The organism is Pseudoalteromonas sp. SW0106-04 (genome assembly GCF_001293805.1).
Taxonomy (GTDB): Bacteria; Pseudomonadota; Gammaproteobacteria; order Enterobacterales; family Alteromonadaceae; genus Pseudoalteromonas; species Pseudoalteromonas ruthenica.
The window spans coordinates 101,482-124,851 of record NZ_BCAI01000009.1; the positions used below are offsets into that span (position 1 = coordinate 101,482).

General features: G+C 47.5%; 17 protein-coding genes and 1 other RNA gene. 6 read left to right on the forward strand and 12 right to left on the reverse strand.

Annotated features, from left to right (window positions below; translation table 11 throughout):
• Positions 1-101: 101 nt before the first annotated feature.
• A complete protein-coding gene (locus tag W04_RS11600) occupies positions 102-1,178 on the forward strand; it encodes an AAA family ATPase (protein ID WP_053910942.1) in 1,077 nt (358 codons plus the stop codon).
• Positions 1,175-1,867: an HNH endonuclease gene (locus W04_RS11605; protein ID WP_053910943.1), complete on the forward strand. Its 693-nt coding sequence runs from the start codon at positions 1,175-1,177 to the stop codon at positions 1,865-1,867. The genes W04_RS11600 and W04_RS11605 overlap by 4 nt, the downstream gene beginning before the upstream one ends.
• 6 nt (positions 1,868-1,873) lie before the next feature.
• Here the strand turns inward: W04_RS11605 and W04_RS11610 are convergent, their stop codons facing one another.
• From W04_RS11610 to ffs, 4 genes are all read right to left on the reverse strand, one after another.
• A complete protein-coding gene (locus W04_RS11610; protein ID WP_053910944.1) occupies positions 1,874-2,878 on the reverse strand; it encodes a TniB family NTP-binding protein in 1,005 nt (334 codons plus the stop codon).
• 2 nt (positions 2,879-2,880) lie between these two features.
• Complete coding sequence (locus W04_RS11615) at positions 2,881-4,719, reverse strand: Mu transposase C-terminal domain-containing protein (protein ID WP_053910945.1); 1,839 nt, start codon at positions 4,717-4,719, stop codon at positions 2,881-2,883.
• Positions 4,709-5,341, reverse strand: coding sequence for a TnsA endonuclease N-terminal domain-containing protein (locus W04_RS11620; RefSeq protein WP_053910946.1), 633 nt, complete (start codon positions 5,339-5,341; stop codon positions 4,709-4,711). The genes W04_RS11615 and W04_RS11620 overlap by 11 nt, the downstream gene beginning before the upstream one ends.
• 131 nt (positions 5,342-5,472) lie before the next feature.
• An RNA gene (gene ffs, locus W04_RS18730) (signal recognition particle sRNA small type) lies at positions 5,473-5,569 on the reverse strand.
• 447 nt (positions 5,570-6,016) lie between these two features.
• On the opposite strand from ffs, the gene W04_RS11625 reads away from it, so the two are divergent.
• Positions 6,017-8,218 carry a M4 family metallopeptidase gene (locus W04_RS11625; RefSeq protein WP_373432703.1) on the forward strand — a complete coding sequence of 734 codons (2,202 nt, stop codon included), beginning with the start codon at positions 6,017-6,019 and terminating at the stop codon, positions 8,216-8,218.
• A gap of 59 nt (positions 8,219-8,277) precedes the next feature.
• Positions 8,278-10,122: a M20/M25/M40 family metallo-hydrolase gene (locus W04_RS11630; protein ID WP_053910947.1), complete on the forward strand. Its 1,845-nt coding sequence runs from the start codon at positions 8,278-8,280 to the stop codon at positions 10,120-10,122.
• Positions 10,123-10,167: 45 nt separating this feature from the next.
• On the opposite strand, the gene W04_RS11635 is transcribed toward W04_RS11630, so the two are convergent.
• Positions 10,168-11,058, reverse strand: coding sequence for a DUF3014 domain-containing protein (locus W04_RS11635; RefSeq protein ID WP_053910948.1), 891 nt, complete (start codon positions 11,056-11,058; stop codon positions 10,168-10,170).
• 146 nt (positions 11,059-11,204) lie between these two features.
• Here W04_RS11635 and W04_RS11640 point away from each other — a divergent pair, with 146 nt between their 5' ends.
• Positions 11,205-12,344 carry a patatin-like phospholipase family protein gene (locus W04_RS11640; protein WP_022946669.1) on the forward strand — a complete coding sequence of 380 codons (1,140 nt, stop codon included), beginning with the start codon at positions 11,205-11,207 and terminating at the stop codon, positions 12,342-12,344.
• On the opposite strand, the gene W04_RS11645 is transcribed toward W04_RS11640, so the two are convergent.
• Entirely contained in the window at positions 12,341-14,308 is a 1,968-nt protein-coding gene (locus tag W04_RS11645; RefSeq protein WP_053910949.1) for a monovalent cation:proton antiporter-2 (CPA2) family protein, read from the reverse strand. The genes W04_RS11640 and W04_RS11645 overlap by 4 nt on opposite strands.
• A 142-nt stretch (positions 14,309-14,450) precedes the next feature.
• Between W04_RS11645 and W04_RS11650 the strand changes: the two genes are divergently transcribed.
• Positions 14,451-15,428 carry a GGDEF domain-containing protein gene (locus tag W04_RS11650; protein ID WP_082342223.1) on the forward strand — a complete coding sequence of 326 codons (978 nt, stop codon included), beginning with the start codon at positions 14,451-14,453 and terminating at the stop codon, positions 15,426-15,428.
• On the opposite strand, the gene W04_RS18895 is transcribed toward W04_RS11650, so the two are convergent.
• From W04_RS18895 to lpxB, 6 genes are read right to left on the reverse strand one after another with little or no spacing between them, the layout of a single operon-like run.
• Positions 15,353-15,700, reverse strand: a complete 348-nt coding sequence (locus W04_RS18895) for a hypothetical protein (RefSeq protein ID WP_157576425.1) — start codon at positions 15,698-15,700, stop codon at positions 15,353-15,355. The genes W04_RS11650 and W04_RS18895 overlap by 76 nt on opposite strands.
• On the reverse strand, positions 15,673-16,992 hold the full coding sequence (tilS, locus tag W04_RS11655) for a tRNA lysidine(34) synthetase TilS (protein WP_053910950.1): 1,320 nt from the start codon (positions 16,990-16,992) through the stop codon (positions 15,673-15,675). Before tilS ends, W04_RS18895 begins: the two co-directional genes overlap by 28 nt.
• 48 nt (positions 16,993-17,040) lie before the next feature.
• Positions 17,041-17,997, reverse strand: a complete 957-nt coding sequence (accA, locus tag W04_RS11660) for an acetyl-CoA carboxylase carboxyl transferase subunit alpha (RefSeq protein ID WP_022946673.1) — start codon at positions 17,995-17,997, stop codon at positions 17,041-17,043.
• A 16-nt stretch (positions 17,998-18,013) separates the two neighbouring features.
• Complete coding sequence (dnaE, locus tag W04_RS11665; protein WP_053910951.1) at positions 18,014-21,505, reverse strand: DNA polymerase III subunit alpha; 3,492 nt, start codon at positions 21,503-21,505, stop codon at positions 18,014-18,016.
• The gene (gene rnhB, locus W04_RS11670; RefSeq protein WP_053910952.1) at positions 21,505-22,101 is read right to left on the reverse strand and encodes a ribonuclease HII; all 597 of its coding nucleotides are present in this window, start codon (positions 22,099-22,101) and stop codon (positions 21,505-21,507) included. Before rnhB ends, dnaE begins: the two co-directional genes overlap by 1 nt.
• Positions 22,091-23,245 (reverse strand): lipid-A-disaccharide synthase, encoded by a 1,155-nt coding sequence (gene lpxB, locus W04_RS11675; protein ID WP_022946772.1) that lies wholly within the window; start codon positions 23,243-23,245, stop codon positions 22,091-22,093. Before lpxB ends, rnhB begins: the two co-directional genes overlap by 11 nt.
• Positions 23,246-23,370: the final 125 nt, after the last annotated feature.

Consider the following 23,370-nt stretch of genomic DNA (forward strand, 5'->3'; position numbering starts at 1 on the left):
GTTGACAAATATTGAGAAAAGTTCATCCTTTAAATTCTGTAGGATGGCCACAAACTTTTAGTAAAATTAGTACCATAATAAATTTATAGGAGTTCTAATTGGTGAATGGAAGACACATTGATCAAAAGTACGGTATATTTCTTATAACTGGTGATAATGGAACTGGGAAGACCCGATTCCTTACTAAATTATCGCAACGTATTAAAAAAGACCTTTCGAAACAAATATGTCTGTACGATAAACTTATCTGCCTTTCTGGAACGGTGTATGAAAAGTACCCAAAACCGGATAAAAACCCTGCATATTTTTCCAGCAATAGTTACTATTATTTTGGTTACAAAGCCAATAATAACATGTTTTCAGAAATAACTCCTTTCAGGGCCATTTTGAACTCCATGTTCAGTAACGCTGGATTAGTGGAAGAAAGGAGCGGCTACGTTGCTAAACTTCTCAAAGAGATTGGGTTTAGCTCTGAGATAAAATTAGATTTTCGATGGGCTCGAAACTCTAGAGAAAATGAAAGCTTCACGCCTTTAATACTAGATTTCGACAAGGATACAACTCGATTATATGAGCACTCAGTAAAAGAGTTGATATTTCAAGAGAAGGCTCACTTGAAGACTATATTTTTCATCAAAAATGGAAATGACATACCAATTTCAGGCCTTAGCTCAGGTGAAAGATTATTCCTTATTACCATTCTATCTCTTTGCTTTACTGTGACAAATAATTCATTGACTATTTTTGATGAACCTGAAAATTCGATGCACCCAAAGTGGCAAGAAAAAATCACTCGAGTTTTGTGTAATATTTTCCAAAGATATGCTCCGAATTCAGCACTTTATATTGCGACACACTCCCCATTAGTTTTGTCTAGTGTACCAAATGAATTAGCTCACATATTTAATAGGCGCACCAAAGCACCCTCAGCTGAAAATGCAAAATACAATGGTAATAATGTTGACACAGTACTTAAACAACACTTTGGTTTAAAGTCAGCTCGTTCACTGGAATTTATCGAAGCAATGCAAAGCTGTTTAACAGCTATGACACACCAACACATTGACTTCAAGAAAAAATTTGAAACACTTAAAGAAATGCAAATTTCTTTAGATGAGAACGATCCTCTGTATGATGCATACAACACCATAACAGCTTTTGCTGAGGAAACATTATGAACCTCGGCCCAAGCAAATTAAGCGTAACCTGTCATAGAAAAATCATTAACAGAAAGCAGAACAAAAAGTTGATCCAAGAATATTTGGCTGGAAAATTAAAATGGTCTGATAAAAGTTTAGCTAAATTAAAGAAGTCCGTTAGACAACAGCTGAGGGTATCACAACAGGGAAGGTGTATTTTCTGCCGTAGGGTCATTAAAGGCGAACGAAGAAATGTTAACGAAGACATTGAGCATTTTTTGGATAAGTCAAAATCATATTACCGACGGTGGACATTTAGCGCTGTAAATTTAACACTCGCGTGTAGAGCTTGTAACTTCGTAAAAAGTACTAAGGATTTGGGGGATTCGAAAGTACAGCGCTCCAAAGGGCTTTATTCCGGAGTAGGTACTTTCAAATGGATTCATCCATATTTTGATAGTTATCACGATAATATAGAGATTAAAAAAGGCTGGGTATACATAGTCAAAAAAGGAAGCCCTAGAGCGCATGCTGCGACAACCATGATTAAACAATGTGAACTAGATAAAATAGAGACCATTGAGAAAAATAGTGAGTGTATAAAAGCCAGACAACTCAGGCTTACAATCCTAGCTTCAAAGGCTCTAAGTAAAGGACAACTAGCACGATCAAAAAAGCTTTTGGATCAGCTTAAGATTGAACAAAATTTGAACTGGTTTGATTACTGAAAGTTTTTAATTTCTCTTTAGCAGCTGACTGATAGCTACCCTTTCCGTGAACCTCGTTGGATTATGCGCCTCATTATCTGAGCTACTATCGGTGTGATATACCGAATAGTGCTCTACCTCGCAGGCAGTGATCTCATCCACCGATAATTTAAACGGGTCTTCTATGCCCGGGTAAAACACTTCAAAAGCAGCACTGAGATGCTGCTTAGTTAACGCCTCTGAGCCGCACATCAGAGCCTGTTTTACAGCTTCATTCAGAAAATGCTTCAAGGTGCGAAAACAGCCTTTAGATACCGCAAACAAGGCATAGACAATATCTTGCTGTTGTATACGAGGCTTCTCACGAAACGGCATACGTGCGGCCAAGCCCATCAACACCCGGACAAACAGCGTTACATCTTCAGAGAGCTTAAAGTAGGGAATAAAGCGCCGTATCATCAAACGCGATGACCACTGAGGCTCTTCGGCTATCTGTTCGGCCCATGGCATACCTACCAAAACTATCGGAATACCCGCCTCTTCGTTTAGGTATTTGAGCCTATTTGCAATTTCGTTGCGCTTTTTCCCTTGGTTAGATTCCACCAACTCCTGAAATTCATTAATAATGATAAGCTCAGTGCCACACGATTTTAAATTAGCAATTAATGAATCGGTAAGATTGGCATCATTGCGTTTTAACTTCCTTTTTGCAGCTCCTACCTGACCAAGGTCACTAAGTAGCTGCGCTATGGTTGATTCCAATGTTGGACGGCTAGGAATGCGGGAAACTAATACTGGGTGATGGTAGACACCATCGATGTGACATGCCGGGTGTTTGTTCTTGTAGTGGTTAATCACAGAAGATTTACCACAGCCTGTGTCACCCGTTAGCAACATACATTGTTTCTCACCGGCAAGTTTTTGACCCGCCCTTAATCGTTCAAAGTCATTGAGGATTGTCTTCATTAATGGGTATTCAATGAATACATCAATAAACTCATTTAGGCGCTGCGTTTGTATCTCTGAGAGCATAGTCAAAAGCCCTCTAAATCTGACACGAAGTCGTCCCAATCACCTTTATTCTGCGCTTCCTCTGTTTCTACTTTGTTAGGTAGCTTTTTAGTGGGTGGACTAGGCTTCACCGATACAAGATTGTCACTGGCGACATTTTGATATTTTGCCAAAGCCTTACCGCCCCTTACTTTGGGTTTTCGCGTCGAGTTGGCTAGCAATTCAACTTCGCTTTGAATTTTTTCGTGGATCAACATCCTCGCCCTAGCGAGAGCAGCAACATCCATATGAGAACCGATAAAATCACGCTGTAAGCGAACATTGACCTTATGTTGGTGTAGACTCAAGCCCGCTGTATAACCGTTAGGATCGATACATAGCACTTCAATGTAGTGATCTAACTCAGGTAAAAAGGCATAGACCCTAGAAAGGTCTTCCGGATTCACCTTCAACAGTAGTTTTACTGAAGCCTTGGGGCTAAAGCGCTTTCTGTAATCAGCAAGTTCGTTACTGTCGTAACGTAAATTTTCAAAATGAATACCGCCCTTACGGATATGCCGCCAAGTGCTTATACCCAGCACGATTTCCAATCGCTGGATATCGTCACTAGATAATGGCGCTGGCGGAAGCTGATTGTATCCCCTATCCCACTCAAGGGCGGGAATGTAACTAAAGCGGCTGTCAGCTTCTTGGTGATAGACGTCTATAATCCAGTGGTGGAATACTTCCATAAACGCGCTAAAGCGCATGATGGCGTCTTTATTTGGATCATAGCCCTCCTTTTTCATCATATTTGAAAAGGTTTTTCCTGGAATAGGATCCAATAACTGGGTATTTATTACTCCAAATATTCGCTCCACAAATGGTTTAAGCCAAGGCTTGCCAACTGGGTTGTATTGCAAGCTAATGCCGATCTGCGCGCACGCAGACTCAAAACTATTACTCCAAAATTCAACACCATTGTCTACTACGAGGGTTTCAATCTTTCCGCAACAAGGCCAATCGTGGGTTATATCCGGATACTGCTCTTTAATCCAGTTTTTGGGTTTCATTGCGTTTAGCATCGCCCGCCGAATTGCATCGTAACTAGGCTCATTGAAACCAAGGTAAAACCCGACAATACAATGGCTATAGACATCAATTAAAATGGTTAGGGTTGGCCGCCCTAGCGGTATTTGTAACTCATCATCCAATAAAATTAAGTCTAATGGAGTGTGATCTACCTCTACCCTTTCCAACACTCGTGTCGGCCTCTTGTGGCTCTCTACTTTGTTGTAGGCCAAATCTGCGATACGTTTACCATAGCGGGCTCGTAATACTTCATAATGTGGTAATTTATCTATTCGGTTCTTAAACGCCTTGTACGTTAAAGGCCTTAAATCTTCACCTATTACTTTTTCGTTCTCTATTACCACTAAGTCTTTGTAATATTGATAAGCTGAGCTAACAGAAGGCCTTTCTTTTACCAAAAATCGTTCAAGTGCTTTTTCAAAGAACTTGTCTGTGTCTGTTCTTTGTGTTCTTTTCCCTTTCTTTTGGTGTTTGGGAATAAGAGCAAAAATGGATTCATCGGATTCAGAATAAGATTTAAACCAACGAGCCGCAGTACGCCAGTTAGGTTTATCTGCACCTTCGACTTTAGGCATTTCGTTTATGAGTGGCGCAAGGTTTTTCTCAGTCCAGCCCCCAACTATACGTTCTTTAAGCCACCGAATGTACTTAAGCCGTGCATATGTTGTCTGCTGTATTTCTTGCGGGTAGGCACTGAGATCTTTTTCAGCTTTGGTGCTTTTTGGTGCTTCTACTTGGGGTATCGGATGTTGGAATTCATCGTCAAACAACCCCAGACTTTTACTGTTCATCGGAGGCCCAAATTACAGAGTCCAATGAAAGTGCATCTGTAGTGAGATCTGTTGCCAATTGCCCGATGCACAACAGCCTTGCAACGATGGATAAAACTTCTCCGGCAGAAACCTTTAGGTAATTCACAAGCTGCGCGACCTTCACTAACCCAGTACTTTTTACTAACCCAACAACTACCGTATGTAATTCAGTCAATACCTGGAAACCCGAGTAACGATGTAATAGCTTCAGATTATCTAAAACAGGAAATACTCGAATTTGCTTATCTGTCACCAATATAAGCTCAATACCCAGCTGCTTTGATGCCAATTGCTTCAGCTCAAAGCGTTGCCGAAACTCATCCTTAGCAAGCTCTTTTACCGGCTTTATCTCGATATACTTTTGCGTGCCATCGCTGTGAGTTAATAGAAAATCAGGTGTATATGGGCAAGTACGGCCTTCAAAGTCGTATTTAAAGCCAAGAGGCTGAGCCTCGAATGCGACAATCGCTGGGGAATATTCGAAGTGGAAACAAGCATCGAACTCTAATGCCGACTCTACGAGACAGGTAGCCTTGTTCTTTTGACTGGCGAACTTAAAAAGGTTTTTTACTCTGGAGTGTTTGAGTTTACGTCGGTACATAGCCGTTTCTTTTTTTAGCGCACTGACTAAAAAATAGGCTATGACAACTTATTGTTCAAATTTATGTCAACTTTAACTTCAAATTTGTCAACTTATACTTCAAACAACAAAGAGGGAAATTTGGGTGGCAGCCTTACCAGCCACATCTCGGCACACACGTCACACGCTGTGGCTGCTCCCTTCCGGGCCTGACCAGATTCACCTGCTAGTGTTGCGAGAGGACCAATAAGGCTACCATTGAGGGCCTTCGTTGGGCGCAGGAGGGATTATCGCGACTTTACTACTGGGATTCAAGGAAAATCCTACTATTTACTACCAACTGCCTAGTAACTGACCATTTCGCAGTGATACGCATCACTTTAGCCCTGCTCCACTTTTGTAACTCGCTAACCCAACGTGAAGCAATAACCTTTCACTTACACATTTTGGAAACAAAAGTGTACACATTTTAACCTTGATTACGTTTTAACACATTAAATTACTCGTCAAGGCATTGAGCAATCTGGATAAATTTAATATTTACTTAATTTTAAATTAATAATTTTTACTTTTATTTTACATTAGTACCCATTTTGACTAGATTAGGCTCGCTCGCTTTGAAGAAGTTTGCAGGATCAAACGAGCATTAGCGGTGCTCAGCACCACCCATTCGGGAAAACTAATCGGGAGCAAACAATGAATAAACCTCAAGGATTTATGCTATCAACCTTATCAATAGCCGTGTCACTGGCAGCAATTTTGCCCGCAACGAGTATTGCGGCGCAAAAAACCTACCTAAGTGAACAAAATCAAATTAAAGATATTATGATGGCAAAGTCGACTGCCGTTTCAGCCTCCCCCGCTGCAACGGTACTCGGCCTTGATACTCAGGATGGTATCAGTGTTGTAAAGCAGTACAACAGTCAAAACGGCGATAAAACGTTTCGCTATCAGCAAATGCACAAAGGCATTCCTGTTATCGGCGATCATGCCATTCTAACTTACAACAAAGATGATCAGCTTATTCGTGCCCATGGCGCCGTGGTCAATAACATCGCTGCCGACGTCCCCTCGGTAAACGCCAAGGTAAGTAAGAAGCAAGTAGGCAAACTAGTGCGCGCCATGCATCGTAAAATGCATCAAGGCAAAGCAGCGCCTGCCATCGAGAATGAGCAGTCTCGCTTAGTCATTTGGTTAGACGATACGAACAAAGCGCACCTTGCTTATGAGGTGACCTACAACAGTTATGGTGATACCCCGTCGCGTCCCTACATGATTATCGACGCCAAAAGCGGTAATGTATTGCATCAGTTCGACAATTTACAGCATGCTGATGCCACCGGCCCAGGCGGCAACCAGAAAACCGGACAATACAATTACGGAACCGACTACGGCTATTTGGATGTGAGCCAATCTGGCAGCACTTGTACCATGGAAAACGCCAATGTGCGCACCATTAACCTCAATAATGGTACTAGCGGCTCAACAGCGTACAGCTTTACCTGCCCAGAAAATACCTACCAGCAAGTGAATGGCGCCTATTCACCTCTTAATGATGCCCATTACTTTGGCAACGTAGTGTTTAATATGTACAACGACTGGGTTGGTACTGCGCCATTGTCATTCCAGTTACGTATGCGCGTGCACTATGGCAATAACTATGAAAATGCGTTTTGGGATGGCCAAGCGATGACCTTCGGTGACGGCGCCACAACCTTTTACCCATTAGTTAGCCTCGATGTGTCTGCACACGAAGTCAGCCACGGCTTTACCGAGCAAAACTCCGGATTGGTTTATTCTGGTAAATCAGGCGGCTTAAATGAAGCGTTCTCCGATATGGCCGGTGAAGCTGCGGAAGCTTACATGCTGGGTAGTAATGATTGGCTCGTCGGTGAGCAAATCTTCAAAGGTAATGGTGCGTTACGTTACATGGCTAACCCTCCACAAGACGGCAGCTCCATTGGTAATCAATCAGATTACTACTCAGGCATGGATGTGCATCACAGTTCTGGGGTGTACAACAAGGCCTTCTATTTGTTGGCAACCACCAGCGGCTGGGATACACAAAAGGCCTTTAAGACCATGGCACGTGCTAACCAGCTTTATTGGACAGCGAGCACTAACTGGGACTTAGCAGGTAACGGTGTGATGGATGCCGCGTGCGATCTTGGTTATGAGCCTAACGATGTCAAAGCAGCCCTCGCAGCCGTAGGGGTAACATCAAGCCTAAGCGCGGGTAGTGACTGTGGTTCAACTCCGCCAACACCTGATGAAGAAATCACCAACGGCGTGCCACGTACAGGTATTTCCGGTGCGGCGAAAGAACAAATGTTCTTCGTTATGAATGTACCCGCAGGTGCAACGAACCTTACCTTTAACACCTCAGGTGGTTCAGGTGATGCTGATTTATACGTGAAATACGGTTCACGTCCAACGCTTAACGATTACGATTGTAACAGCACGTCATCAACCAGTACTGAGTCATGTGCAATTAGTCCTGTTCAAGGCGGTGAGTACTATGTCATGGTCGAAGCGTGGAACCAAATCAGTAATGTGACCTTAGAAGGTAACTATGACGATGGTAGCACGGGGCCAACGCCGATTGATCGCACCGAGAGCAACATCAGTGTTAACCAAGGCGGCTGGGCTCGTTTTAGCCAAGACATTGGCAGTGGCTACAGCAACCTCACGGTAACCATTAGCGGTGGTAGCGGCGATGCGGATCTGTATGTCAACTTTGGTTCGCAATCAACCACCAGCGACTGGGATTGTCGTCCATATCGCAATGGTAACTCAGAAACCTGTACCTTTAGCAATCCGCAAGCAGGTACATGGCATATGGATTTACGTGGCTACCGCGCAGCAAGTGGTGTCACCCTATCCATCCAAGCAGACTAAATCATTCTCCCTGAGTAGGGGCCAGCTACTGGCCCCTTTTTCGTTTAAGGACCCATCTTATGAAATATTCTTACCTCGCCATCGGTGCGGCGCTTACTTGCGCTTCGAACAGCGCCTTAGCGGCACCGGAAAAGGCATGGATCACGGTCGAGGCCCATGCCATGGCGCACTATCAGAAACAGCAAAAAACACAGTGGCAAAGCGCTGCAACGCAATCAATCGCTGGCACAGCAGTTGATGTTATCGCTATAGATCCTAAGCATATACATCGGCTAAGCGACTTTATGCACCATGAGTACAAACGCTGTGGCGGCTTTATTTATCATAAATCTGAGCAAGCGGCGAAAGCTTACTTGCAACAGGCTCAAGTCAATAACACGCAAACAGTTGCCACTGTTAATTACAGCATCGATAACCCTGCTGCAGCCCAGGCACTGCTGGCTGAGCTGAGCACCACTCGTCTAGATAACACCGTAAGTACCCTAGCAGCATTTCATAACCGTTATTATTCACAACAAAGCGGTGTCGATGCAGCAGATTGGTTACGCACCCACTGGCAACAAATCGCCAGTAGTCGCAGCGACATCACCGTGCAAAGTTACAACCATAGTTGGGCTCAAGATTCGGTGGTGGTGACAATCGCCGGACAAGAGTTAAGTGATGAAGTGGTGATCATTGGCGGTCACTTAGACTCGATTAACCAATCATCACCCAGCCAAGGTCGTGCACCAGGAGCTGATGATAATGCCAGCGGCATTGCAGTATTAACCGAAACGCTGCGAGCGGTCGTCGACAGTGACTTTAAGCCTAAACGTACCATCAAAATTATGGGCTTTGCGGCCGAAGAAGTGGGACTCAGAGGCTCCGGCGCTATAGCTAGCGATTACAAAAGCCAAGGCATCAATGTGGTGGGCATGGCGCAGTTTGATATGACCGGTAATAACGGCTCAGCTGAAGATATTGTATTGATGACCGACTATACCAATAGCGGCCAGAATCAATTTATGGCAAACCTTGCCAGCACTTATCTTAGTGACCTGGTTATTGGCTATGATCAATGTGGTTACGGATGCTCGGATCATGCCTCTTGGCATAACCAAGGCTTTGCCGCCTCGATGCCGTTTGAATCAAAAATGAGTGATATCAACTACCGAATTCACACCAGTAGTGACGACCAGTTTGATGCCAGTCATGCCATCAATTTTGCACGCTTGGCCAGTGTTTATCTCGCTGAGCTTGCGAAAAGCGCTGGCTCTGCGCCGCCACCACCGAGTGATAACGAGCTCACTAATGGTGTGGTTGAGTCTGGCCTTAGCGCTGGCGCTAAGGAACAGCTACTTTACACCATGGATGTACCCAGCGATGCCACTGATCTTAACTTTAATACCTATGGCGGCAGCGGTGATGCTGATTTATACGTGCAATTTGGCACGCCACCGACACTCAGTAGCTATGATTGCAAAAGCACCACAGCATCAAGCACCGAAAGCTGCAGCTTTAGCGCACCACAAACAGGGACTTACTACGTGATGGTTGAGGCTTGGAATGCCATTTCCGGTGTTAATCTGGTCGGTGAGTATCAAACAGGTTCAACAGGTCCAACGCCCATTAATCGTAGCGAAGGGCCGATTTCTGTCGCGTCTTCTCAATGGCAACGCTTTGAGCAGCCTCTTACTAGCGGCTATTCACAATTACAGGTGAGTATATCCGGCGGTAGCGGCGATGCCGATCTGTATTTAAACCTTGGCTCACCGTCGAGTCAGTCGCAATGGCAATGCCGCCCATACAAAAATGGTAACAATGAAACCTGTACCATTAGTAACCCGCAAAGTGGAACTTGGTACATTGATTTGTACGGCTATAATAGCGCCACGGGTGTAAATTTATCGATCACTGCCAATTAGTAATAACAAAGGGGCCCGATGGCCCCTTTTTTAGCGAACGTTGAATTAATCCAATTCTGCGCGCAGCTTCTTCAACACCGCTTTTACCTTCTCAACATTCTCTGGCCCCATGCGTAATAGCTGCTTCTGAGCGGGTGGTAAATTCTCCCATTCGGAATAAGCATACTTGTAGGTGACTGAATCTCGTAATAAGGGGACCTGAGTAGTCATTTCGGGTGTCTCTAAAAGCAAGTCAATCGACTGCTTTAAGCGTGCCTCAAAACTACTGTTAGGGTCGCCAACTTCACCATAGGCCTGTTCAATCAGTGGTTCATATTGTTCATACAGTGCCACCAACTGATCGGTATTCATCGAGGTCAAAATACCAACATACGGGTCATAGCGCTCAAAGCTCTGCGGATCCATCGTCAGCACATCGCCCTCTTCCACGGTGAAAGGCTGCTCGAGTTTTTCCACTGGCGAGTGGTTTGTGGCCACACGCCCCTCGGCAAGATTATTGACAAACACCACAGTGCGGCGGATCAAGTCATCATTGACCAGCAAATTAGCGCTGGATTGAGCCAGTGATTGTTGCAAGCTGGCGCTGACCATCTCATCGCTATCGTCCAAGGCCGGCAACTCGGGTTGCGGCTCGGGCTGTTCGTCTTCACGAGGCTGTGGACGCTGTTGCTGCTCATCGGGGTTGCTCACGTCTGTGGTTGCCGGCGCGGCTTGGGGTTTACTTTCAGGCTCGGGCTCTGCAACAGGCTGAGGTTTGTCTTCCACTGGCAACTGCGCAGGCTCAGGGGTGGCCTCAAGTGGTAAGGGCTGTTGAGATTGTTTGCTGACGACAAAAATTACCACCACAGCCAGCACCACTAATACCACCAATGCTAGGATGATGTTGTTACGGCTGGGTCCGCGTTTACTCTCATGTTCGGTAGGTTGTTCACTCATAAAGGCTCCGTTATGAAAAAGTCAAAATCGCCAATCTTCAAAAAGTAATCTGCCCTAATTGCTGCGAGTATACTCGCCGTTGAGCATATCTTTTTATTTTAGAATCTTTTACATTAACACTATGTGTCCATTTAAGTGCAAATACAATGCGAAAGCAAACTAATTGCGGTCGCGCTGGAACAGCGTTGCTACTGAGCGGCGGCGGCGCCCGAGCCGCTTATCAAGTAGGTGTCCTCAAAGCGCTAACACAAAGCCTTCCAAGAACGGCGCCACTGCCATTTAAAGTGATCACAGGCACCTCTGCCGGAGCAATTAACTCTGTGGCGCTTGGGTGTTGGGCTTCGTGTGCTCATTTGGCGAGCCGCAAGCTTGAGCAAGTCTGGGGACAGTTTCACACCAGCGATGTTTATCGCAGTGATTTTGCGCATGTATTTGGCCACCTTATAAAAAATATTTTATCGAGCTTTCGCTCTGGGCACGCCAACCATGCCCCAGCGAGCTTATTCAACAATGCCCCTCTGCGGCAATTATTAGCCGAAGTGCTGCCTATGGAGCGTATCGACCGTAACATTCACCGTGGTGTGCTCGATGCGTTAGCAGTCACTGCGTCTAACTACAGTACCGGCGACTCCGTTACCTTCTACCAAAGCAATGAGGCCAAACCCTGGCGGCGGGCCAAACGTCAGGGTGTCAAAGCTCGCATCCATTTAGAACACCTGATGGCCTCCAGTGCTATTCCCGTGGTCTTTCCCAGCGTAAAGATTCGACACCAATACTATGGTGATGGTTCCATTCACCAGATGTCTCCCCTGTCCAGCGCCATTCACCTTGGTGCCGAGCGCATCTTTGTTATCGGTGTTGAACAGCCCAAAGAGGAACATCGTAAGTATGCGCCGCACTACCCGGGCATTTCGCATATCGCGGGGCATCTGTTGGACAGCGTGTTTGCTGACACACTGCATGGTGATTTAGAGCGCCTTGAGCGCATTAACCGTACGGTGGGGTTGTTGAGCGCGAAAGATAAACATCGTGAGCTCAAGCATATCGATACGATGGTGATCAACCCATCACATAACTTTAATGCCATTAGTAGCGAGTATTACGATGACATGCCGCTGGCCATTCGCACCCTACTACGTGGTATCGGCGTAAAACGCTACAGTGAGTCGAGCTTGCCGAGCTACTTGTTGTTTGAACGCCGTTATACCCAACACTTGATGGAGCTAGGTTATCAGGACGGGCTGGCGCAACTGGAGCAACTGCGCGCGTTTTTGTGTCTCGATTAACTGCCGCCATTGAGTAAAAAGCGCTCGCAACGCTCTACCCGCCGTGGTTTGCCCTTTAACACCAGCACGTCATGACCCTGTAGACTGGTTTCAATACTGGGCGCTTCTATCTCACGTCCTTGACGGCGTAGCGCGGCAATACTTACACGCCGTGCTTGCAGGTTGAGCTCGGCGATGGTTTTACCCACGGCATAGGCGTTATCTGCCAAGGCAAACACATGCAAGTACTCTAAACGCTCGGTGTTTTCATCGCGATGTGGCGCCTCATCACTAATATAATAACTGTGCAATAAGGAGTAACGGTTTTCTCGCTCTTGGCTAACCCGACGAATAATACGTTTCATCGGCACCCCGCTCATAAATAGTACATGAGACGACAACATCAGACTGGCTTCTAACGACTCAGGCACGACCTCCGACACGCCACTTTCTTTTAACTCATCAAGATGGGCATCATCGGGCATGCGCGCGAGGATATTCACCTGCGGCGCGACTTGTTTCACGACCTCGGCGACCATTTGTACCTTGCTAAGATCAGTGAAGGTAATCACCACCAAACGCGCCTGTGCCGTTCCTGCGCGCTCAAGAATGCTTTTTTGCGTGACATCACCAAACATGGCATGGTAACCGGAATTTCTTCCTTGTTGCACGAGGTAAGGGTCCAGTTCAATGGCAACAAAAGGCAACGCCTCACTGGAAAGAAAACGCCCGATATTTTGTCCAACTCGCCCGTAGCCACAAATTATCACATGCTTACTGAGGCTTTCATCAACACACTCAATGCGTTCGGGGGCTTCAGTACTGGCGCGAAAAAGATGATGTACCCACTTAGGCGAATGCTCTATTAAATACGGAGTAATGGCCATAGAAAACACCCCTAAGGCGATGAGAAACGACGCCAACTCACCGGCAAAAATTCCCTGGTTTCCAGCTAAAGCCACCAATACAAAGCCGAACTCCCCCATTTGACAGAGCATCAGGCCTGCACTTAAAGCATCGCTTTTGCGCTCTCCCATCAGTTGCGCAATACCAGCCAGTAACACCAGCTTACTGAGCATCAATACCGCTAACGCGGCGAAAATAATATGGGCATGCGTTAATACATAGGCCAGGTCTAACTGCATCCCCACGGTGACAAAAAAGAGCCCCATAAGGATGTCCCGGAACGGCCGAATATCACTTTCAAGTTGGTGACGGTACTGGCTTTCACCCAACATCATTCCCGCTAAAAAAGCCCCTAAAGCCATGGATAACCCGAACCAGTAGGTCAGCCCACCGGCAAATAACGTCACCAATAAAGTGGTTAATACAAACAGCTCTTCATTACGCATTCGCGCCACTTCATTGAAGATCCGTGGCAAACACCATTTGCCGATGGCCCACAGCAAGGTGCACACAACGGCCCCTTTAGCCAAAGCCATTGCCAAACTATAGGTTAATGATTGCTCAGTATCACTGGCCAGTAACGGGATGGTAATAAGCAGCGGCACCACGGCTAAATCTTGGAACAGCAACACGCCAACAGCGAGTTGACCGCGCCGTTTCTGCAGCTGCCCGGTGTCCTTCAAGCATTTAACCACTACCGCCGTAGAGGACAACGCCATTAGCGTTGCGATGGCAAACGCGCTCAACGCGTCAAACGCAAAACCCCACAACAACAAGAAAAACACCGCAGAAGTGAGCACCACTTGCAGTAAGCCAACACCAAACACGATATTGCGCATGGCAATCAAGCGTGGCAGGGAGAATTCGAGGCCCAAACTGAATAGTAAAAAGACAATGCCAAGCTCAGCGATACCATGCATTTCATGGCCATTGGCAAGCCAGGCAAATCCATGCGGTCCGGCCAACAACCCTGTGGCTAAGTACGCTAAAATAGGCGGCAATCCAAGGCGTTTAAACATCCACACTAAGATCACCGCACTGAGTAATAGACCCATCAATTCAATAAACAGCTGTTGCATGGCACTCCTTTGGCGTCAAAGACCTGACTCTGGGCTAATACTTTACCATTAACTATAGCAAGGGCTTGTTTTATATCCAGTTTAAAAATTTGGCATGTTTTTCGCTTATAAACACTACGAATTTAGTCTGGGAGTGCAATAGATGGATAATGTCCACATTTTGACTTATGCCAATACACAATCAAGCCATGATCAGCAGCAAGCGGCATCGTTTTGCCGCCCGCAATCTGCGGTCAATGTCGTGGCGTTAACCCAGCAACTTCAGCGTAGTCTGGAGGTGGTGGTGTTGCTTGATACGTTCGCGCAATTTGTGGCGCCTTATGCCAGTTTTGATGGCCTGCAATTACACAGTAGTTTGGGCGTCAGTGAAATGAGCAACAGCCGCAACACCAGTGTCGCCAATCGCTTCGATATTGACGTTGAACAAGAGCATCTCGGGCAACTGGTGTACTACAGCCACAGCCCGTTTAGCGATCAGCTTTGTACGCAGCTAAAACAATGGCACCAAATACTCAGCTACCCACTGCGCAATGCCCTCACTTACAACCGGGTGTTACGCCTAGCCACGCGCGACCCATTAACGGGGCTGAATAATCGCAGCGACTTCAATATTGGCATGGAAAAGAAGCTCGAGGTTTGCCGCCGTCAGAACCGTCCTTTCAGCTTGATGTTATTGGATTTAGATAACTTTAAGCAGGTTAACGACCAACAGGGCCACCAAGTAGGCGATGAAACTCTACAAGAGTTTGCCATGATCCTAAAAAGTTCAGTACGCGGTACCGACTCGGTCTTTCGCTTTGGCGGCGATGAGTTCGCGGTGCTGATTGACGACGACGATTTTGATACCAACCAAGTTGTCGCCGAGCGAGTGCAAAAGGCGGTGCATGCCAATGCGTTGATGTCTCGTCATGGTGTGACAAGCAGTATTGGTTATGCCTTGGCTGAGGCCAAAGACTCTAGTATGAGTTTATTTGCCCGGGCCGACAAAGCCTTATATCAAGCGAAGAACTTAGGCCGCGATACCCATTATGGTGAGGCTAACAGTCACGCTTTAGAGCGCACTAACTTAAACACACACAATAGCAGCCAAAACCCAGAGAAGAATGCCAAAATCAGCTGAAACAAGGATGTAAAGCTGGGTATATCAATGGCAATAACACTCACCAGCGGTGCCAGTATCCCGATCACGAAAAACATGCCGCCCTTGCCTAGCCAGTAAGCGAGTAACAAAGCACCGCATAATACGCCACTAAACCCTGCATATGCCAATACATTGACATGTAATGTGCTCAGCAGCAGCGCCACCACTAATAACGTGAAAGTAACGGCTAGTGCCGCAGGGGCTTTGTTTACTAAAGATAAACCTACTTGGGGCGTTCGCTGCACTGCCATTGCACTCCGTTTTTGCTGAAATAATCATAATTATAGAAATAGCCGACCACGGCCACCAAGACATCATCGTAGTAAATAAGCGGCACGCGTTGACGCTGCCACGGAGGCACTTGCAGGGCTTTAAACCACTGTGACAACTTCTTAGAGTGCGCTTTATTATGAGGACGAATTACGCTACTTAGCTGTCCAAAGCGCACGCTCAATTGCTCTGCTCCTTCTAGAGGGCGCACTCCTTCGCCTGCTTGAGCACTCAGTACTGTGCCATCACTCAACGTCACACTCGTACAATCAGTGCTTAAACGCTGCGCTTCCAAGCTCGGTTGCTCCGTGCACAAATAAGCATGGTCTTGATATCGGCGTAATACACATGACAAGCCGTGCAAACGCTTCAATGGCACTTGCATCTGGCTGTCAGCGCGAGCGCACGATAACTGCTGAGCTAAGTCCTGTAATTGCTTTTCACTGGGCATCACCACATCATGGCTGTGTAACCAATAACGTAACGCATTGTGGTAGCGCGCGTCGCTGAGCTTACGTAGTGATGTTATATTAAGTGAGCTCTGGGCGTGGGCGTTAGCAATATCATCGTGCGCAATTTCATCCAACAACCGCTGCTGGCGTTGTATGATTGCCATACTCTGCGCGACTTTTTTATAAAAACCGTTAAAACGCGCACTGAGCAGCGGTAATGCTTGATTGCGTAAAAAATTACGATCAAAGCCGTTATCATCGTTTGATTCATCATGAATATGAAGCAGGCCCTGACGCTCTGCATAATCGTTAAGCTCGGCGCGAGAAAAACCCAACAGGGGCCGTAATAGCGGCCGTTGATGCCAATAGCTCAACGCCTGCATGCCACCAAGCCCTTTCAACCCTGCACCACGTTTAAGGCGTAAAAAGAAGGTTTCCACTTGGTCGTCGCGGTGCTGACCAAGTAGCAACACATAACCCGCCGGCGCACAGCTATCAAGTGCTTGATATCGCTCTTGCCGAGCTTTATCTTCAATACCACGGCGCGTTTGTGTGCCAATGTGGACATGCTCGCTGAAAAACGCGATTTCACGCTGCTCACACTGCTGTGCACAGAAGTCTAACCACTGATCGGCATCAGCGCTCAAGTTATGATGAACGTGAATAGCACACAGCGCTAGATTTTCACGCTGAGCATAGCGCCAAGCCAACTCTAAAAGCACCATAGAATCGAGGCCACCGCTTAGGGCCACCGCCAATCCTTTTGTGTCTGGCGCACATTTTAGTAAAGCATCAAGCTCTGAGGAAAAGGTATCTTGCATAGGTAGGCAATAAAAAGGCCGACAAATATCGGCCTTACTAGCGATGGCTTAACAGTAACCAAAGCTCATTAAGCGCTGATAGCGAGCATCAAGCATCTCGTCAACGCTATGTTCACGCAGCTCGGCTAAATCGCGCTTAAGCTGTGCTTTAAGGCTTTTCGCCATGGCATCGTAGTTACGATGAGCGCCGCCTAAAGGCTCTTCAATTACGGTATTGATGAGATCAAGCTCTTTCACTCGCTGCGCGGTCACACCCATCGCCTCGGCTGCCAAGGGCGCTTTTTCTGCACTTTTCCATAGAATCGATGCGCAGCCTTCAGGGGAGATCACTGAGTAAGTGCTGTATTGCAACATGTTCACTCGGTCGCCAACACCAATGGCTAATGCACCACCCGAGCCACCTTCACCTATCACGGTACATACCGTTGGCACTTTTAATGCCGCCATGACCTTCAAATTACGAGCAATTGCTTCACTTTGGCCGCGCTCCTCGGCACCCACGCCTGGATAGGCTCCAGGGGTGTCGATAAAGGTGAATATAGGCATTTTAAAACGTTCGGCCATTTCCATTAGGCGCAGCGCTTTGCGATACCCTTCCGGTTTAGGCATACCAAAATTGCGTTTGATCTTCTCTGCCGTATCACGGCCCTTCTGCTGACCGATCACCATCACTGGTTCGCCGTCTAAACGGGCTACACCACCGAGAATAGCAGGATCGTTAGCGAAGGCACGATCGCCCGCTAGTTCATCAAATTCGGTAAAAATACGTTCAATGTAGTCGCGCGTATAAGGACGCAAAGGGTGACGCGCTAACTGCGAAACTTGCCATGCGCCTAACTCAGAGAAAATCTTTTCAGTTAGTTCGACATTTTTCTCTTTTAAACGGCTGACTTCTTCTTCCAGCCCTAAATCTAGTTCGCCAGCACGACTCACTGTGCGTAACTCTTCAATCTTCGCTTCCAATTCGGCAATTGGCAGTTCGAAATCCAAATAATTGAGACTCATGCTCTAATTAACCCACTTAATTAAATTCTAATTCGATATCTTGCGCCGTCAGTAAGGATAACTTATGAATCAAATCATCCGCTGGCGTCACACACCATTGTGTTCCTAGTTCTAGCTCGGCTAAGGCGTCCGGCCGGCGATAAACGACTTTTATCGGACACGTACCGAACTTATATGGTTCCAGCACTTTCTCTAACTTTTCGAAGAAGTTAGCATCAATTTGCGCCATATCTACCGTCATTTTCATCGCTTTAATGCGCTTTTCACGGGCCTCAGCGAGTGTACACACGTCTCTGGCGGTCATTGTAATGCCGCCAGAGAAGTTATCAAAGCTGACCTGTCCGGTTATAACCAAGATATTGTTGATTTGTAGCAATTCTTGGAAAGTTTCGAACTGTTCTGGGAATAAGCGTACATCAATTCGCGCACTCTTGTCATCTAAGGTCAGCAATCCCCAACGTTTATTCTTTTTATTGACCAAGGTACGTGCATTTATCACCAGTCCGGCCGCTGTGGTTTGCACATCACGCTCTGTGGGCACTAAATCCACCAACTTGCCGCTGGTGTAATGTTTAAGCTCGCTGCGATATTGGTTAATGGGGTGGCCAGTTAAAAACAGCCCGAGCGTTTCGCGCTCGCCATCCAACCATTGGTTATCGGTAAAATAAGGCACCCGCTTAAAGGCTTGTTTGACTTCCTCGGGTTCGGTAGCCAAGAGCCCAAACATATCGCCTTGGCCTAATTGCTCGGCCTTGTTGTGCTGCTCGGCTGATTTAATCGCTTCGGGCAGTGAGGCCATTAAAATAGCACGTCCACCTTGTACTTGGTCTGGGCCAAGTTTATCCATGGCACCCGACATAATGAGCTTTTCAATCACCCGTTTATTCAGGCGTTTTAAATCCACCCGTGCACAAAAATCAAAGAGATCTTTAAACGGACCATCCTGCTCACGAGCACTGATAATGGCTTCAACGGGCCCTTCACCCACGCCTTTGATGGCGCCGATACCGTACACAATCTCACCTTGGCGATTCACCGTAAACTTGTAGAGACCGGCATTAACATCCGGTGGCAACAAGGCGAGCTTCATATTCTCGCACTCATCAACCAAGGTCACGATTTTATCAGTGTTATCCATATCCGCCGACATCACCGCCGCCATAAATTCAGCGGGGTAATGGGTTTTCATCCACAGGGTTTGGTAAGACACCAAGGCGTAGGCAGCGGAGTGCGATTTGTTAAATCCGTACCCAGCGAACTTTTCCACCAAGTCAAAAATTTTCATCGCCAGTTCGCTGTCAATTCCCTGACTTTGCGCCCCTTCGGCAAAGGTTGAACGCTGCTTCGCCATCTCTTCTGGCTTTTTCTTACCCATGGCTCGACGTAGCAAATCTGCGCCACCGAGTGAGTAGCCCGCGAGCACCTGAGCAATCTGCATGACCTGCTCCTGATAAAGGATAACCCCATAAGTGGGCTCCAAAATCGGTTTCAAGCTGTCATGCTGATACTGCGAGTCTGGGTAGGAGATTTCTTCGCGTCCGTGCTTACGGTCGATAAAGTTATCAACCATGCCCGATTGCAAGGGACCGGGTCGGAATAAGGCCACTAGGGCTATCATATCCTCAAAGCAGTCCGGTTTCAGGCGGCGGATAAGATCCTTCATCCCGCGCGATTCGAGCTGGAAGACCGCAGTGGTTTCGGCCCGTAACAGCAGGTCGATACTGGCGCGGTCGTTGAGGGGAATGGCATTGATGTCCACCGGCTCCTTGCCTTCACGGGCTAGGCGCTCGTTGGTCATATCCAGTGCCCATTGCAAGATGGTCAAGGTACGCAGACCGAGGAAGTCAAACTTCACTAAGCCGGCGGTTTCCACGTCATTTTTATCGAATTGCGTGACCGGGAACTTGCCTTCCTCATCACAATACAGCGCCGCAAAATCAGTGATGGTGGTCGGCGATATCACCACGCCCCCGGCGTGCTTACCGGCGTTTCGCGTACAGCCTTCAAGAATACGACACATATCAATAAGATCGCGCACTTCCTCATCGCCGTCATAGGCCTCTGGCAGTCGCGGCTCGACCTCAAAAGCTTTTTCTAAGGTCATGCCTGGGTCACCAGGTACCAACTTGGAAATACGGTCAACAAACCCGTAGGGATGGCCCAGTACCCGCCCCACATCGCGGATCACCGCCTTTGCGGCCATAGTACCAAAGGTGATGATCTGTGATACTGCATCACGACCATACAACTTGGAAACGTGATCAATCACCTCATCCCGTCGGTCCATACAAAAGTCGACATCGAAATCCGGCATCGAGACCCGCTCGGGGTTCAAAAAGCGCTCGAATAGCAAATCGAATTGCAGTGGATCTAAGTCGGTAATTTTCAGGGCATACGCCACCAGTGAACCGGCACCAGAGCCACGTCCTGGGCCCACCGGGATATTGTTATCCTTGGACCACTGGATGAACTCCATAACGATTAAGAAGTAACCGGGGAAGCCCATCTGGTTAATAACATCGAGCTCGATTTGCAGGCGCTCGTCATATTCGCCACGACGCTCAGCGCGTACCTGCTCATCGGGAAACAGGAATTGCAACCGCTCTTCGAGACCTTCACGAGAGACTTTAACCAAGAAGTCGTCTATTTTCAGCGAACCGGTGGGGTAATCTGGCAAAAAGTAAGTGCCTAGCTGCACGGTCACGTTACAGCGCTTAGCGATTTCAACGGTATTGGCGAGCGCTTCAGGGATATCACTGAATAGCTCGGCCATTTGCGCTGGGGTTTTTAAATACTGTTCGCTGGAGAAGCGCTTCGGTCGGCGCTTATCCTCTAAGGTGTAGCCGTCATGGATGGCGACACGAATTTCATGGGGCTCGAAATCTTGCTGCTCAAGAAACACTACTTCATTGGTTGCCACCACAGGTAACTGGTGAGCTGTCGCGTGCTCAACGGCCAAATGTAAGTAGCTTTCTTCATCAGCGCGCCCGGTGCGCATTAATTCAAGGTAGAAATTGTCGGCAAAATGTTGGCGGTAAAATTGGCTGATCTCTTCAATCACTCCAGCATTGCCTTTAAGCAGCGCCTTGCCCAAGTCACCGTCCTTGCCGCCACTGAGTAAAATTAACCCGTCACTGTGCTCCGCCAACCACTGCCGGTCAACCATAGCACGGTGCATCACATGGCCACGCAAATAGGCTTTAGAAATCAGTAAGGTGAGGTTGTTATAGCCTTCGTTATTCTTTGCCAACACCACCAAACGACAAGGCTCATCGGGAAACTCCGGGCTATTGAGCCAAATATCGGCGCCGACAATGGGTTTTATCCCAGCGCCATGGGCGGCACCATAAAAACGCACCAGACCGCACAGGTTCATTTGGTCGGTAATAGCTAGGGCGCTGAGCTGCTGTGCTTGCGCCGCACTGACAATAGGCTTGGTTTTAGCCAAGCCATCAACCATGGAAAAGTCGCTGTGAACGCGCAGATGGACAAATTCAGGTGCGGCCATTATTGCCCCCGCTCGGCGAGTACACGCTGCACCGGTTTAAAGCTCTTGCGGTGAAACTCGGTGGCTCCATGTTCGGCCAATGCCGCAAAATGAGCTTTAGTTGGGTAGCCTTTATGGCCCGCAAAACCATATTCGGGGAATTGCACATCCAAGGCTATCATTTCCTCATCCCGCGCCACCTTAGCTAAAATCGAAGCGGCGCTGATTTCAGCCACCAGCACGTCGCCTTTGACCACGGCTTGTGCAGCCACATCGAGTTGCGGTAGGCGATTACCATCAACAAAGACAAAGTCAGGAGTAATATCAAGCCCCGCCACAGCTCGCGACATGGCCAGCATGGTCGCGTGCAAGATATTGAGCTCATCTATCTCGCTGACACTGGCACGGGCGATACAGTAACTCAATGCCTTTTCTTTTATCTCAGCACTTAAGGCGGTGCGCTTTTTATCGCTCAGCTTTTTTGAATCGCTCAGTCCGGCTATCGGTTTATTGGGGTCAAGGATCACCGCTGCGGTCACCACATCTCCCACCAGCGGGCCACGCCCCACTTCATCTACACCGGCAATATACTGAACATCGGGACGATTAATTTGCATCAATAAGCTCCAACACGGCTTTGGCTGCTTGAGCACTGGCATCGCAGCGAATGTCTTTATGGATTTGCGTAAAACGCGCAATCAAGGCTTGATTATCCCCGTATAACTTAGGCTCAAGCGCGGCGCATAAGTTATCGACATTACACTGGTGCTGTAAAAACTCAGGGACCAGCTCCTCGTCGGCCAATAAATTAGGCAACGAGAAGTATTTGATGGTGAAGGTAAACACATGCTGCACCATCCAATAGGTCATGGCTTTGAGCTTGTAACCCACCACCATAGGTTTCTTATATAACATTCCCTCTAGTGAGGCAGTTCCCGAGGCCAGTAGAATCGCGTCACTGGCTTGCATCGCTAAGCTCGATTGACCATCAAGTAATAGCGCGTTTAACTTCGGTGCATGTTGTTGTTGCAACGCTAAGAACTGCGCTTTGCGCGCTTCGTTCACCAAGGGCACCACAACTTTTAAGTCTGGATTAGCTTGCTGCAGACGCTCGGCCGTTTGCGCATAGGTGGGTGTCAGTAGCCCCACTTCCGAGCCACGACTACCCGGTAACAGCGCCAGCACTTTATCGTCGCTACTGAGCCCTAGTTGCGCCCGCGCATGCTGGTTGCTTTGCTCTACAGCGATATCATCGGCCAAGGTATGGCCGACAAAGGTGCATGGCACTTGGTGCTTGTCATAAAAGGCCTTCTCAAAAGGCAACAGCGACAGTACTAAATTGGTGGCTTTGGCGATGTTATGGATACGTTTTTGTCGCCACGCCCACACCGAAGGGCTGACATAATGCACAGTGGTGATCCCCGCTTGCTTCAATGGCAGCTCAACGCGCAAATTAAAATCGGGCGCATCAATACCAATAAATACATCAGGGGGATTGTCGATAAAGTGCTGCACCAATCCTTTGCGAATCTTTAACAGCCTAGGCAAGCGCGAGAGCACCTCAACGAGTCCCATTACCGAGAGCTCTTCCATATCAAACAAGCTTTCACACCCGAGGGCGTTCATGCGGGGACCGCCAATACCGACGAACTGGGCATCAGGGTGGCGTTGTTTAATGGCTTTTATTAGGCCTTCACCAAGAATGTCACCGGACATTTCACCGGCAACGATGCCGATGCGAAGAGGTTGAGTGGCGCTCATATTGGGGACAGGTTCCACTTTGGGCTGTTGTTATTAACCGCCTAGTCTACCCTGTTTGCGATGCGCTTAAAACCTCGTTGCTATTAAATGCACAATCCTTCTACGGCCTAGCTTGATGAGCTGGT